The organism is Chryseobacterium sp. UNC8MFCol (assembly GCF_000482305.1).
GTDB classification, from domain to species: domain Bacteria; phylum Bacteroidota; class Bacteroidia; order Flavobacteriales; family Weeksellaceae; genus Chryseobacterium; species Chryseobacterium indologenes.
In genome coordinates, this window is sequence record NZ_AXUZ01000004.1 from 390,253 (window position 1) to 403,624 (window position 13,372).

The window sequence follows — 13,372 nt, forward strand, 5'->3', positions numbered from 1 at the left end:
AATATTAATCAATAGACATCGGGCTCAGGAACAATTCTGTTGAAAAACTGAAACGTTCTCCTGTTTCCTCCATTTTGGCATTGATGGCAATTCTTACTTTCTTTTTAATTTCTGTGTGTTCTTTGGTGTCGTAGCTGTGTTCTACGAATTGGATATGAGCATCAATCTGCGGGTGTACAATTCTTGGTTCGTATTCCTGAATTTGTCTGCGAAGGCTTTTGATAAAAACATTTTCCCAGACGGCACTTGTAACTCCGTTGTCGAATTCCAGGTTCCAAACGTCGTTTCCGTAGTTTTCATCATATCTGTTTTCTCCCTTTTTGGTGGTGATCAGCAGCATAATATTGTGAGCTATGCTTTCTCCCATATCGCAGGTATCGATACTTCCGCCTTCGGTCATTAAAGTAGACGGCACGAAAGGCATTCTGTAATTTGGTGTATCCATAACTTTTTGTTTTTACTTCATGGTTGTGTTTACTTAAAAACGAAAGACCAAAATACAAATTTTCACTAAATAATTATTACAATACCTTAAAATATTATTCAAAAACAGGGCTTTCAAAACAAATTGAAAGCCCTGCATTGGTTATTTTTAGTATGTCATTCTATGGGTTTTGATCTTTATTCTTCCGGTTAATAAAATAATATACCGGCAGTCCCAGTAAAACCATGACAAAGCCCGGCCAGGTGTATTGTTGTTTGTAAATCAATAACAAAATACAAAAGCCTGTTCCTATTACAAGATATATAATCGGTGTTACCGGATACAGCCATGTTTTATAAGGTCTTTCAAGGGCAGGTTGCTTTACCCTTAGATAAATAACTCCGAAAACAGTAATCATATAGAATAAAACGATTACAAAAGAAATCATATCAAGAAGGTTTCCGTACTGCCCGCTCAAACAAAGGAGCGAGGCCCAGATTCCCTGCATCCAGAGAGCATTTTCCGGGACTTCATTTTTATTATTTTTAACAGCTGACTTAAAGAACATGCCGTCTTTTGCCATGGTCTGAAAAACCCTGGCTCCGGCTAAAATCAATCCGTTATCACAACCAAAAGTTGAAATCATCACCAGTAAGGCGATAATAATGGTTCCTGCACTTCCAAAAATATTCTGTGAAGCTCCTACTGCTACCCTGTCTGTCACAGCAAAGGCAATTCCATCCCTGTCCAGCGCATTTAAATAGACAAAATTGACGGCGATATAGAGAATCATCACAGCAGAAGTACCAAAAATCATTGATTTTACGACATTCTTTTTAGGATTATCAATTTCTCCGGAAACAAATGTTACGCTTTCCCAGGCTACCGAACTGAACACAGATCCTACCATGGCAGCTGCAATACCTCCCAATAAAGTCATTCCTCCGATAGATTCCCAACCTTCTTTAAGAAAATTCCCCTGTATATCTTTCTTAAGATTACTGAATGCGCTGGAACCGAAACTGAAATTTTCTGCCAGATGAGAAGCATTTACAAGGATAAAACCTAGGGCGATCAGTCCTAATAAAGCTATAATTTTAGAGCCCGTAAATATATTCTGAAGAAATTTTCCACTTTCTACACCTCTGGTATTGATGTAGGTAAGAAGAAGTATCACGGCTATGGCCAGAATTTGCATCCAAGTGATTTTAAACTCTCCACTTTGAAACAAAGGGGCAGCATCGTTAAGTGCGGGAATAAGGTACGCGGTATATTTACCAAAAGCCATGGCTACTGCAGCGATTGTTCCCGTCTGTATCACGGTAAACAGTCCCCAGCCATACAGGAAACCCATTTTTTTTCCGAAAATTTCCTTCAGGTACGTATATTGTCCTCCGGCTTTAGGAAACAGTGCGGAGAGTTCACCATAACTGATAGCAGCTGCTACCGTCATGACTCCGGTGATAACCCATACTACAATAAGCCAGAATCCGGAGCCCAAATTACGCATCATATCAGCGCTTACAATAAAAATTCCGCTTCCGATCATGGATCCCATTACGAGCATAATGGCGTCCCATAGTTTCAGTTTTTTTTGCATAGTCAAGTATAGGCGTCAAATATAAACAAATCTGCCTTTTATTTTGAAATTTGTTTAAAATTTACCAAAACACATTATTTTTATCATTTATTATTCTGTTATGATTCGGTTTTAATTAGTATTTTTGGAAAAATTATTAAAAATGAAATTCAAAGCTTTATTATTGGCTGCGACAGTAAGTGTTTCTTCATTGGCTTTTGCCCAGGAGGTGGGGCCGCCGGCAGGGAATGCACTGGTAGGTGATACTTATGGAGGTGAGGTTTCTTCATCTGTTGAATCTAAAGCCATTACGGTAGATAAACTGAGCAAGCAACTTAAAAAAGACAACAAAAAGGTTGAAAATGTTGCCATTAAAGGAAAGGTAACGGATGTTTGTGATAAAAAGGGATGTTGGCTTACCATTCAGACGGAAGACAATTCAAAGTTTTTTGTTAAAATGAAAGACTATGCTTTCTTTGTACCGACGGCTTTAAAAGGTAAAAATGTAGTATTGGAAGGAAGCGCTGAAAGAAAAGTAACTTCTGTGAATGAACAGAAGCATTATGCGGAAGATGCTAAAAAACCTCAGGCTGAAATTGATGCTATCACGCAGCCTAAAGAAGAAATCAGATTTGTAGCTAACGGAATTAAAGTGGTTAATTAGACTTTACTATATCCAGAAAAGCACATTGAGCAAATTCAATAATAAAACAGAAGCTCCGGGATAGATTCCGGAGCTTCTGTTTTTATAAGATTTGGATAAAATCTTATTTCAATTTCGTGTTGAGATCTTTTATCAACTTAGAGAAATATTGTTATCTTAACAACAAAATTATGATCTTAAGAAGCTTTAAAAAAGCTTTGTTAAAAGTTTCGGCAATCCTTCGGATTGCCGAAACTTTTACTCTTCAATTGTAAAATCTACGGCTGCATCCAATTTGGGATACTTATTGGCAGAAATAAATTTTTTCCCGGTACAGTCTATTTCCAACCATCCTTTTCTTCTTCGTACTTCACCGGCTTCCATTACGAAAGGAACAAAAGAGATTTCATCTTTTCCATCTTCTTTTATTTCTCTGTACTGAACCGCGATATCCAGGATACACTCATGCTCTGTATTAAGTTTTACGTTTCTATAGATAATATCGTAGTGCGTTTCTTTATTTTCAGGAATTTCAAGATAGCTCTCCCATCCTGTTGTATCAGAATTAAGTTCACACATTGCCTTCAATGCATAATAAAGAGCAATAGTATAATATTTTCGGGTTTCTTTTCTGGTATAGTCATCTATAAAGTGACCACCTTCGAATAAAATGGTAGGCATTCCTCCTTTAATGAAATTATCTCCCGTAGAAGTTGGATAAAATTCATCAGAATATCTTCCGATATGGTTCGGGATCATTTCTTTCAGGTGGTTAAAGACACTTCCGATCACTGCCATACATTTCTTCCTGTTTTCGGTTACCGTACGCTCCACATTTTCGGAAGGTGCTAAAAAAGAAAGGGTAGCAGGATGAGTACCGTCTGTAGTAAAGATTGTTCTCTGCTCGTGTAAATTTAATGCATAATCATATTTCTTTGCAGCCACGGCATTTTTAAGATATTTAATCTCCTTGCTGGCTTCGTTATGAAAATCTCTGTTAAGATCAATATCTGCTGCATTCAGTCTGGTCCATCGTTCAGAACCGTCCGGGTTCAGCATAAAAATAAAATCCAGTTTGATTTTACTGAAAAGGTCATCTTTTAGCTCAGGAGCAGTATCAAGGCTTTCCAAAAGATCGAGCATCGCATGGGTGGCATTGGATTCGTTTCCGTGCATCTGTGACCAGGCGAGAACCTGAATGTTACCGGTACCGACGCTTAGCCGGTAAATAGGCTTACCCAAATAGGATGTTCCTATCTGTTGAATATAATCGCTGAGATTGGTCTGTAGGTAAAAAAATAATTTTTCAGGGGAAATATAGCGATTTGAGAAATCAGGGGTTGGAGTATAGATCTGTTCAAAATTCATTGTTGGAATAGTTTACAAAAATCAAATTTAACCATTTTCAAGGATAAAAAGAGGATTAACATTAGTAAACGAAGGCAAAAATCAATAATTTACAAATGTGTCGGCCTATAAATTCGATTTACATAGGTTAAATATTATTTGATTTTACAATAAGCAAAAGATTAACAATCGTAACATTGTTAAACACTTGGGTGTGACAAATTGTCTGTGGATAAAAATGTGGATTGCGAATATTTTAAACACATACATTTAATATTATAATTATCAATTAGTTACACTGATTATTTAAATAATTTTTATAAGATTACTTGAAGTAATAAAATAGCTGTTTTAGGCCGAATAGGTATAATTTTTTTAAACAATCCGGATGACGAAAAATCTAAAAATTCAGCCATTTATATAAATGTAAAACGATAAAAAATCAGAAATTTAAGATCCATTATCTTTCTTGATTTTAATTTGCTCTTACTTTTCCATTTCGTAAATTAAAGACCATATTTTTGTATCATACTACGGGTTACAATTTATTATTTGGGTGTTTACATAAGTAATTTACAAGATAATTTACCATTGTATATCAATATAAACTATTATATAACAGAAAATTATACCTTATTATTCGTTTTTTAACCGATATGTAGCGCAAAGTATTATTTACGGTTGTAAATATGTATAAAAAGGATATTTATCAGTCAAATACCCCTCTTATTTGATGGAAATTCACAATATTAAATCCCTTTATAGGATCATTATGGTTAAACTCAACTTTCCTCCAGAACCTTTTTTGCTTAGTGATAAATGTAATAATACAAATATAATTAATACATAAATAACTGGTTTTTAAACATATATATTTTATTTACAAATGTATATTATTAAAATAATTCATAGTTTACATTTGTAGTTTGCTTTTGTAAATTTATTGTTTTACATTTGTAACATAATAGAAAGTTTATTTTTATGAGTCTGAACGAAAGAATTTCCAAAGTGATAGAGTATTCCCGACTTACTCCTTCTGAATTTGCTGATGAGATCGATGTACAACGTTCATCCATTTCGCATATTACCTCAGGAAGGAATAAACCTTCTCTGGAGTTTATCGTAAAAATAAAGTCCCGTTTCCCGGAACTTCTTTGGGATTGGTTGGTTACCGGTGAAGGAGAAATGTTACAACCGGAATTACCGGAAACGGAAGAAGCACCTGCTGCGGAGGACGATGAGAAAATAAAAACAACTCCTCTACCCGATCTTTTTACCATGATCAATACCGATGATGATTTTGGAGCGGATGAGACTGAAGCAGAGCCTCTAAAAGTAAGTCCCGGAGAATCGTTTATACCGTCCGGGAATAAAGCTCCTGAAAAAATAAACGATTCTCAGCGATTAGAAAATTCAAGTGAACAAATATTAAGTCAAATGTTTGGTAATCAAGAGAATAAGATAAAACGTATTGTCTTGTTTTATGATAACGGAAAATTTGAAAGTTTTGAGCCATAAAAAACCTGATCAAAGAAAATGATCAGGCTAAAAAATATTTGAAGAAGAAAACTAAAGCTATTTGCTTTACTTTATTGTTAAAATCTTAGTGCCATGCTAAGAAGCTGCTTTTTACCTCTCCAGCTTCCGGCTTAAGTCATTAGCATCTAAAAATTTTTGGATATGATGAGTAAGTGATTATTACTTTTCCTGACACGGAGATTATTCTGTCACGGGAAGATAAACAACAATCATTGAAGATATTTTTCATGCATTAGTTTTTTATGATTATACCAAATATAATAATATTAAATTAAATTAGCAACAAAAATTAATTTATTTTAATAAATAATTAACCTTTAAGTGATTTAGGATTATTATTGTTAATCGGAATCTATAAAACCTGATATGGTAACCAGAGCTTTGTATGAATGTTTTAAACGGAAAAACAGATATTATTTTCTTCCGGATCGCGTTCATAGAGCTTTTCCTTATTCTTATCCATAAAAAAACCCGCGAGATTGCGGGTCTGTATTATATTTTACAACAATTTTTATTGCTTTTTTCTTCTTTCCAGTTCTTTCTGAATCAATCCAAGCTCTCTTCCGGTTTGTCCGGCTACAGAAGTATTTTCTCTTGCTCTTCTTGTAAGATATGGCACCACATCCTTAACAGGGCCATATGGAAGGTATTTAGCCACGTTATAGCCTTTATTGGACAGATAGAAGGTGATATTATCACTCATTCCGTAAAGCTGTCCGAAATAAACGTGTGGATTACCGTTTTCCATCGATTTAGCCTTCATCTTATCCATGATCAATTCTGACGAAATTTCATTATGGGTTCCGAAGAATGCCGATACTTTATCCAGATGATCCATCACAAAGTCAATTCCTGCATTGTAGTTTTTATCAGATGCTTCTTTGGTTGGCTGAATCGGATCAGGATATCCTTTTTCTGCGGCTCTGGCTCTTTCTTTTTCCATGTAAGCACCACGAACAATCTTATAACCGATAAAATAATTCTTTTCTCTGGCTCTTTTAAGATTTTCCTCCATATACTCCAGTCTTCCTGTTCTGTACATTTGGATCGTGTTCCAAACGATAGGCTTTTGCTGGTTATATTTTTCCATCATTTCCTCACAAAGGTGATCTGCTGCATCCTGCATCCAGGTTTCTTCCGCATCAACCATTACTTTTTTATCATTTTCATGACAAAGGGCACATACCTCATCGAATCTTTTTACGACTCTCGCCCATTCTTCTTTCTGGCTTGTCGTAAGTTCTGCTCCTTTTCCAACCGCTTCGTAGATATCAATTCTACCAAAAGCTGTAGGTTTAAATACAATAAAAGGAATTGCCGGATTTCCTACCGAGAACCTTACAATATCCTTAATTTCTTTACATACTGCATCAAAAGTTTCTTCATCTTCCTTACCTTCAATAGAATAATCGAAGATACTTCCCACTCCTCTTTTGAACAATTGTTTAACCACTTTCATGCTCTCTTCACGGGTTTCTCCTCCGCAGAATTGCTCAAATAAAGTGTTTTTCACAATTCCTGTAACGAAAGGAAAATTATGATGTACTGTGAAATTAAGGACAGAAGTTCCAAGGCTTGTAAGAGCAGGCTGTTCAATCATTTTAAACATCCAGTACGCCTTTCTTAATTGTGCATCAGATTTATCTGCAAATGCAACTTTAGTATCGTTAAAAATGGGCATTCCTATTTATTAAATTTAGTTATGCAAAGGTAATAATAACCTTAGTTTATTTAAAGATTTTTTTTACAATTTATGCTCTATTCCGTTTAAAAGCATTGCAATAATTCCTACAAAAACCCAAAATCGCAAAATATTCAAAGTCAGGAAGTTACTTCTCCTTGAAGAATTTAAGAAGAGATAAATGCAAAAAATCATCACAAATAATCCTGCGGCAAAGTAATAGGCCATGAAGCCTGATACCCCTGTTCTGGTAATTATTTTCATCGAAACAGCCATAGTCACCACCAATAAAGTGATCAGAATTGCTTTCGTGTTCCTGCTTTTAAAGTAATTGGGAATGGTTGTGTAGCCGAATGTCTTATCTACGGTCCTGGTGAGCGTGTCTTTTACAATGTCAATACATAAAAGAATAAGGAAAAGAAATACGGCCATCAGGAATACCTTTTTAGAAAAAGTTTCATAATACACCATCATTCCAAAAAAAGGATATAGGGTAAGGCTTACAAAAGTAAGATTGTTTATAATCAAGATACGGCTCAGTTTATGGCTGTAGAACCACATAAAAAACTGATAGACCACAAAAAACAGGAAAACATTATGGGAAATCATCCATGCCACACCCAGCGAGATAGCGCTCAGCCCCAGGTAAGCATACAGAAAATATTTCTGCTTGATAAAACTCTGAACCCTTGTTCTGAAAGGTTTTACGATGTGATCTTTTTCCAGATCATAAAACTGATTAATAATTCCTCCCGCCAAAATGGTAAGAACCGTGCAAAAGATAATGCCGTGAACTTTAAAATCGAATACAAAATTCCGGAAACTTTCCTCCTGGTTGAAGAGGAAAAAGGTAGAAACATACAGGGCAAAGGTAAGCAGAGCGGCTACAAAGAACCTTGCTCCGAGCAAAAAGCCCACGAATTGTGAAAATCTGTAAAATAGAGATTTTGAGACATAATTTTTAGATTGGAAAGTTTCTTTTTCAGAATTCATTTCCAACCTGTTTAAAATCTGTAAATCACCTCTTTTTGGAAGCCATCAAGCATTTTTTCTGCTTTTTCATAGTCTTTGGTAAATCCAAGGATGTAGCCTCCGCCGCCACTTCCGCAAAGTTTAAGATAATAGGCATTGGAATCCAGTCCTTTTTTCCAGATGTTAAAAATACTTTCCGGAATCATCGGACGGAAATGTTCGTAAGCCCAATAGGAGAGTTTTTTGAGGTTTCTGAAGAAAGGATTCATATCTTTTTTCAGGAACGAATCAATACATGCGTTGTTATAACGGATAAATTCTTCTTTAAGCGTCTTGCGGAAACCTTCTGTTTTCATTTTTTCAAAGAAAATCTGAATCATCGGTCCTGTTTCTCCCGTAATTCCTGAATCAATAAGGAAGATTGCTCCTTTTCCCTCTTCTCCTTCGGGGATAGATACCCGGTCTAAATTTTCTTTATTTTCGATCAGAATCGGCAGGTTCATATAACAGATCAAAGGATCCATTCCTGAACTTTTACCATGGAAATAGCTCTCCATTTCCCCGAAAACAGCTTTTAATTTTTTGAGATTATCTTTTGATATATTTTCAGGATTTGATTTACTGACCGAATATTTTTCAAAAATAGCGGCTACCAAAGCTCCTGAACTTCCCACACCATATCCCTGAGGAATATTGGAATCAAAGAAAAGCCCATTGGCAATATCATTTTTGAAGGCTTCAATATTCAATTTGAAATCATCAGAAAGATCAAGGGTTGTAAGATAATCTGAATATTTTTGCAGATGTCTGTTGGAGCTAAGTTCAAATTCAGAACTTAAATCTGAGAATTTTAAAGTTCCTTTATAGAAGCTGTATGGTACAACAAGCCCCTGGGAATCTTCAATCATTCCATATTCTCCGAACAGAATTATTTTTGCATAAAATAAAGGGTTGGTCATATTGACAATAAATCTTTTTGCAAAGTTAAAAATTATTCCGCTGAATATAAACAAAATTCAGGCCGAATTGCTGCCTGTTTTGATTTAATGTATTTCTAAATGATAAAAAATCCTGATAGCCCCAGGTTTTATGAAGTTAATCCCTGTAAAATTATCGTTGTATCAACTTTTTCTTTATAGTTTGAATCGATGAAAGATTAATTTCCTGCTTAGTCCTTTTCAAGATGAAGACAACATAATAATTGAAATTTAATTTAATAAAATAAAAAAAGACGTTAAAATTAACGCCTTTACTTTTTTATAATGTTTCTCTATCTTTTCTCATTTTCACCTTAAGGAAGCGAATCAATATTAGTCCTGCCCCGAAAAATATGGTCATTGACAAAGCAGCAATACGCATATTATTAAAATGTTCAATCAATGTGGCAAAAATAAATGTTCCGATAATAATTGCAATTTTTTCCAATACATCGTAAAAGCTGAAATAAGTTGTATTTTCCATAGAATCTTCCGGAAGTAATTTAGAATATGTAGATCTCGACATAGCCTGAAGGCCACCCATCACTAATCCTACTACTGCAGCTACTCCGTAGAACTGATATTCTACCGTCGGATTTTCCTTGTTCAGGAAATAAGCCCAGAGACAGGCCACAATCCATAATATAATGGCTATTGAAATTACGTTTTTGTTTCCGATTCTTTTTGACAGTCTGGAGAAAATAACGGCACCGATGATTGCTTCGATCTGAATGACCAGAAGTGTACCAATCAGTTTATCCTGTGCCAGGTTAATTTCACTTTTTCCAAACAAGGTAGCCATCAGGAAAATAGTCTGCATACCGACACTGTAGAAAAAGAAACTCGATAAGAAAAATTTCAGATTCCGGTCCTTGAAAAGCTCCCCGCCCACTTTAAACAGTTCATGGAAACTCTCTTTGGCAATATCGATATAAAAGCTCATATTATCCTTCAATACTTCAAAAAAGCCTCCCTGCTCCTCATGTTTTTTAAAGATGTTTTTATAGTTCAGCAATACTAAATCTTTGGGCAGTTTTTCTTTTACGTTTCCAAACTGTGGAAGATGTTTGAATGTGTATTGGGAAAAGCCAAACCACCACGCTCCGGTTAATAAAAAGCTGATTCTTGTAAATAATAGCTGTTGTGCCGCACCTTTGGCAAAAACCTGAATTAAAATCAAACATAAAACGACTAAAACGACAGAGCCAATGTATCCATACACATATCCTCTTGCAGAAAGGGCATCCTGTCTATCCGGTGTGGCAATATCGGGCAAGAATGAGTTGTAAAATACAAGACTCCCCCAGAATCCGACACTGGCCGTAATGCTAAAGAGAAGCCCCAGAAATACATTATGCATTCCGGTAAACATCGCAAGCCCCATACAGGAGGTAGCACCCAGATAGCAGAAAAACTGCAGGAAAGATTTTTTATTCCCGATGGTATCTGCCAAAGAAGATAAAAACGGAGAAAGTAATACCACAATAAAGAATGATATCGTTAAAGAGTATCCGTATACGGCATCGGGCTGATATTCTTTTCCAAAGATTTTAATCATGTGTCTTACCGGTACATCAATCCATTTTTTTGTTTCCACTATATACTCTTTTTTCTCGTATGCAGTGGTAAGGATGGAGTAATAAATAGGGAAAATGGTAGAGGTAATAACCAAAGAGTAGACAGAATTTGCCCAGTCATATACAGCCCAGGCTTTCATAATCTTCGGATTATTTTTTATGTTTTTAGGCTGTCGATTCTCAGTTTCAGACATTTCAGATAAATATTAGTAGCACAAAAATAAAAAAACCATTAAGAAATGGATAAGTTTTTAGAAAAATTATCTATTCCTTAATGGTAATATATTATTAAACAGAATATTACATATTTTCGATAACGATAGCAGAAGCACCTCCACCACCGTTGCAGATCGCTGCTGCCCCGTATTTAGCATTATTCTGCTTCAATACATTGATCAATGTAACAATAATTCTTGAACCTGAACTTCCCAGTGGGTGTCCTAAAGCTACAGCTCCTCCGTTTACGTTTACTTTTGAAGCATCTAATCCCAAAATTTTGTTATTCGCTAATCCTACTACAGAGAAAGCTTCATTAAATTCAAAGAAATCGATATCTGAAAGCTCCAGTCCTGCTTTTTTAAGAGCGATCGGCAATGCTTTAGCCGGTGCTGTTGTAAAGTTTTCAGGTTCTTGTGCAGCATCTGCATAAGAAACGATTTTAGCCAGGGGTTTAAGGCCTAATTCTTCCATTTTTTCCTTAGAAACAAGAATTAAAGCAGAAGCTCCGTCATTCAAAGTAGAAGCATTGGCTGCAGTCACTGTACCTTCTTCTTTTTTGAAAACCGTAGGAAGAGTTCTGATTCTGTCGAAGTTGACAGCTTTATACTCTTCATCTTCAGCAAAGATCACAGGATCTCCTTTTCTCTGCGGAATGGAAACCGGTACGATTTCGTCATTGAATTTACCTTCACTCCAGGCTTTTGCTGATCTGTTGTAAGATTCAATGGCAAAATTATCCTGATCTTCTCTGGTAATGGTATAATCTACCGCACATTTCTCTGCACATACTCCCATATGTACCTTATTGTAAACATCGGTAAGACCATCCAGAACCATACCGTCCTGCATTTTGATATCGCCTAATTTTGTAGCAACTCTTGCGTTATAATAGTGAGGAACCAAAGACATGTTTTCCATACCTCCGGCAACAATTACGTCTGCATCACCAGCTTTGATCGCTTGTGCAGCCATAGTTACAGCCTTCATTCCTGAAGCACATACCTTATTTACTGTAGTAGAAGGTGTATTGACTGAAAGACCTGCTCCTAAAGCTACCTGACGTGCAGGTGCCTGTCCTTCTCCTGCCTGCAATACGTTCCCCATATAGATTTCCTGAACCTTGTTTGGGTCAAGACCAATTTTGTCTAATGCTCCTTTTACGGCAGTAGCTCCCAGTTTTGTAGCGGGAACTGTCGATAAGCTTCCCATAAAACTCCCCATAGGTGTTCTTACTGCGGAAACGATGAATACTTCTTTCATGTAGATAATTTTTATTTTTAGCTAAAAAGGAACGAGTGTTCCACTTCGATAGATAGATTAATTTATTTTTCTTTTATATAAACTACATCAAACTGAGAGCCCTCAATTTTCATGTTAATTTTAATCAGGTTATCCTGAGTAGCAACAATGGTGTTGCTGAAGACATCTCCGATCTGCGCAGGATCGTCTTTATCAGATTTCTCTGCAACAGTTGCTTTATAATGGCAATCGTCCTGAAACACGAGTGTTGATTTTATAAAATCTTTTCCGTTATTAAAATATTCAGTCTGGACGTTATCCTCAATGGTCATATACCAGACAGATTCCGGATAGTTAACGCGCAGAAATTTACCTTCTTTAATCTGGGTACATCTCGGCGGGTTGTCGGGCTTTTTTTGATCGGTCGCCTGGGCCTGAGCCTGCAAAGCCAGCAATCCTAACATTCCTGTTGAAAATATTTTAAAAAAACTCATATTTATACCTTTCTGGTGTTATTTACTTTTTTACTATTTCCTGCAGCAACCATCAAAAAGGCTCCTAGAAATTCTATGATCCATCCCCACTTTAGCTTCACTATTCCTGCAAAGGTTTCTCTCCAGGATTTAAAAGGTAAAAAGCTGAAATATTGCAGAGACTGCATTTTCACAGCAACCAGTGTTAAAGCAAATAAAAGAAGAAGAAGAAGAACTCCAAAAAACCTTACTGTTTTTGCATTGTTATTTACGATTCCAAAAGCTGCACATGCTGCAAAAACCCAGCAGGCAATGGCCAGATAATGGTCAAGTTTCCAGTAATTCCAGTTTCCGATCACAGGAACGTGCACCAGGGGAAGAAAACTTCCCACAACCACCAATAATAATCCTAATAATTGAATATTTTTCATATTTACTAAAGTGCCAAAATACGAAAAAAAACACATTTTCAAACCATCTGTTATCAATCTAAAAATTACATCCCCTAACACTCATTAGCTTCAATAAAAAACATATAAAAGTATATATTTATCAACAATACCAACCATACGTTGATTTAATTGAAATTAAACATCTTACCGGATGTGCTTTTTATATTACTTTTTTCTATCCGGAAACCGGCATTAATGATTTGAATATTTTATATAAAAAAATTGCACTTCCTGTACGAAAGTGCAATTC

General features: G+C 35.7%; 12 protein-coding genes. 2 read left to right on the top strand and 10 right to left on the bottom strand.

What is annotated here, in order from left to right; genetic code table 11:
* Positions 1 to 4: 4 nt before the first annotated feature.
* Both M030_RS0105025 and M030_RS0105030 read right to left on the bottom strand, forming a co-directional pair.
* Positions 5 to 445: a GPW/gp25 family protein gene (locus tag M030_RS0105025; protein ID WP_027372488.1), complete on the bottom strand. Its 441-nt coding sequence runs from the start codon at positions 443 to 445 to the stop codon at positions 5 to 7.
* 160 nt (positions 446 to 605) lie between these two features.
* Positions 606 to 2,024, bottom strand: a complete 1,419-nt coding sequence (locus tag M030_RS0105030; RefSeq protein WP_027372489.1) for an APC family permease — start codon at positions 2,022 to 2,024, stop codon at positions 606 to 608.
* Positions 2,025 to 2,166: 142 nt separating this feature from the next.
* Here M030_RS0105030 and M030_RS0105035 point away from each other — a divergent pair, with 142 nt between their 5' ends.
* The gene (locus M030_RS0105035) at positions 2,167 to 2,667 is read left to right on the top strand and encodes a DUF4920 domain-containing protein (RefSeq protein ID WP_027372490.1); all 501 of its coding nucleotides are present in this window, start codon (positions 2,167 to 2,169) and stop codon (positions 2,665 to 2,667) included.
* A gap of 237 nt (positions 2,668 to 2,904) precedes the next feature.
* Here the strand turns inward: M030_RS0105035 and M030_RS0105040 are convergent, their stop codons facing one another.
* Positions 2,905 to 4,014, bottom strand: a complete 1,110-nt coding sequence (locus M030_RS0105040; RefSeq protein ID WP_027372491.1) for a M14 family zinc carboxypeptidase — start codon at positions 4,012 to 4,014, stop codon at positions 2,905 to 2,907.
* A 960-nt stretch (positions 4,015 to 4,974) separates the two neighbouring features.
* Here M030_RS0105040 and M030_RS0105045 point away from each other — a divergent pair.
* Entirely contained in the window at positions 4,975 to 5,511 is a 537-nt protein-coding gene (locus M030_RS0105045) for a helix-turn-helix domain-containing protein (RefSeq protein WP_027372492.1), read from the top strand.
* A gap of 532 nt (positions 5,512 to 6,043) precedes the next feature.
* On the opposite strand, the gene M030_RS0105050 is transcribed toward M030_RS0105045, so the two are convergent.
* From M030_RS0105050 to M030_RS0105080, 7 genes are all read right to left on the bottom strand, one after another.
* A complete protein-coding gene (locus M030_RS0105050; protein WP_027372493.1) occupies positions 6,044 to 7,213 on the bottom strand; it encodes a proline dehydrogenase family protein in 1,170 nt (389 codons plus the stop codon).
* 63 nt (positions 7,214 to 7,276) lie between these two features.
* The gene (locus M030_RS0105055) at positions 7,277 to 8,206 is read right to left on the bottom strand and encodes a UbiA family prenyltransferase (protein WP_027372494.1); all 930 of its coding nucleotides are present in this window, start codon (positions 8,204 to 8,206) and stop codon (positions 7,277 to 7,279) included.
* A gap of 11 nt (positions 8,207 to 8,217) precedes the next feature.
* On the bottom strand, positions 8,218 to 9,144 hold the full coding sequence (locus tag M030_RS0105060) for a mevalonate kinase (protein WP_027372495.1): 927 nt from the start codon (positions 9,142 to 9,144) through the stop codon (positions 8,218 to 8,220).
* Between the two features lie 298 nt (positions 9,145 to 9,442).
* Positions 9,443 to 10,933 carry an MFS transporter gene (locus M030_RS0105065; protein WP_027372496.1) on the bottom strand — a complete coding sequence of 497 codons (1,491 nt, stop codon included), beginning with the start codon at positions 10,931 to 10,933 and terminating at the stop codon, positions 9,443 to 9,445.
* 106 nt (positions 10,934 to 11,039) lie between these two features.
* A complete protein-coding gene (locus tag M030_RS0105070) occupies positions 11,040 to 12,218 on the bottom strand; it encodes an acetyl-CoA C-acyltransferase (RefSeq protein WP_027372497.1) in 1,179 nt (392 codons plus the stop codon).
* Between the two features lie 62 nt (positions 12,219 to 12,280).
* Entirely contained in the window at positions 12,281 to 12,691 is a 411-nt protein-coding gene (locus M030_RS0105075) for a hypothetical protein (RefSeq protein WP_123840927.1), read from the bottom strand.
* Positions 12,692 to 12,693: 2 nt separating this feature from the next.
* Positions 12,694 to 13,101, bottom strand: a complete 408-nt coding sequence (locus tag M030_RS0105080) for a hypothetical protein (RefSeq protein ID WP_027372499.1) — start codon at positions 13,099 to 13,101, stop codon at positions 12,694 to 12,696.
* Positions 13,102 to 13,372 lie beyond the last annotated feature (271 nt).

Bases quoted from the DNA above. Each gene is read 5' to 3' on its own strand.
- M030_RS0105070 (WP_027372497.1), bottom strand. From the start codon at position 12,218: ATGAAAGAAGTATTCATCGTTTCCGCAGTAAGAACACCTATGGGGAGT.
- M030_RS0105055 (WP_027372494.1), bottom strand. From the start codon at position 8,206: ATGAATTCTGAAAAAGAAACTTTCCAATCTAAAAATTATGTCTCAAAA.
- M030_RS0105025 (WP_027372488.1), bottom strand. From the start codon at position 445: ATGGATACACCAAATTACAGAATGCCTTTCGTGCCGTCTACTTTAATG.
- M030_RS0105030 (WP_027372489.1), bottom strand. From the start codon at position 2,024: ATGCAAAAAAAACTGAAACTATGGGACGCCATTATGCTCGTAATGGGA.
- M030_RS0105065 (WP_027372496.1), bottom strand. From the start codon at position 10,933: ATGTCTGAAACTGAGAATCGACAGCCTAAAAACATAAAAAATAATCCG.
- M030_RS0105035 (WP_027372490.1), top strand. From the start codon at position 2,167: ATGAAATTCAAAGCTTTATTATTGGCTGCGACAGTAAGTGTTTCTTCA.
- M030_RS0105050 (WP_027372493.1), bottom strand. From the start codon at position 7,213: ATGCCCATTTTTAACGATACTAAAGTTGCATTTGCAGATAAATCTGAT.
- M030_RS0105080 (WP_027372499.1), bottom strand. From the start codon at position 13,101: ATGAAAAATATTCAATTATTAGGATTATTATTGGTGGTTGTGGGAAGT.
- M030_RS0105075 (WP_123840927.1), bottom strand. From the start codon at position 12,691: ATGAGTTTTTTTAAAATATTTTCAACAGGAATGTTAGGATTGCTGGCT.
- M030_RS0105045 (WP_027372492.1), top strand. From the start codon at position 4,975: ATGAGTCTGAACGAAAGAATTTCCAAAGTGATAGAGTATTCCCGACTT.
- M030_RS0105040 (WP_027372491.1), bottom strand. From the start codon at position 4,014: ATGAATTTTGAACAGATCTATACTCCAACCCCTGATTTCTCAAATCGC.
- M030_RS0105060 (WP_027372495.1), bottom strand. From the start codon at position 9,144: ATGACCAACCCTTTATTTTATGCAAAAATAATTCTGTTCGGAGAATAT.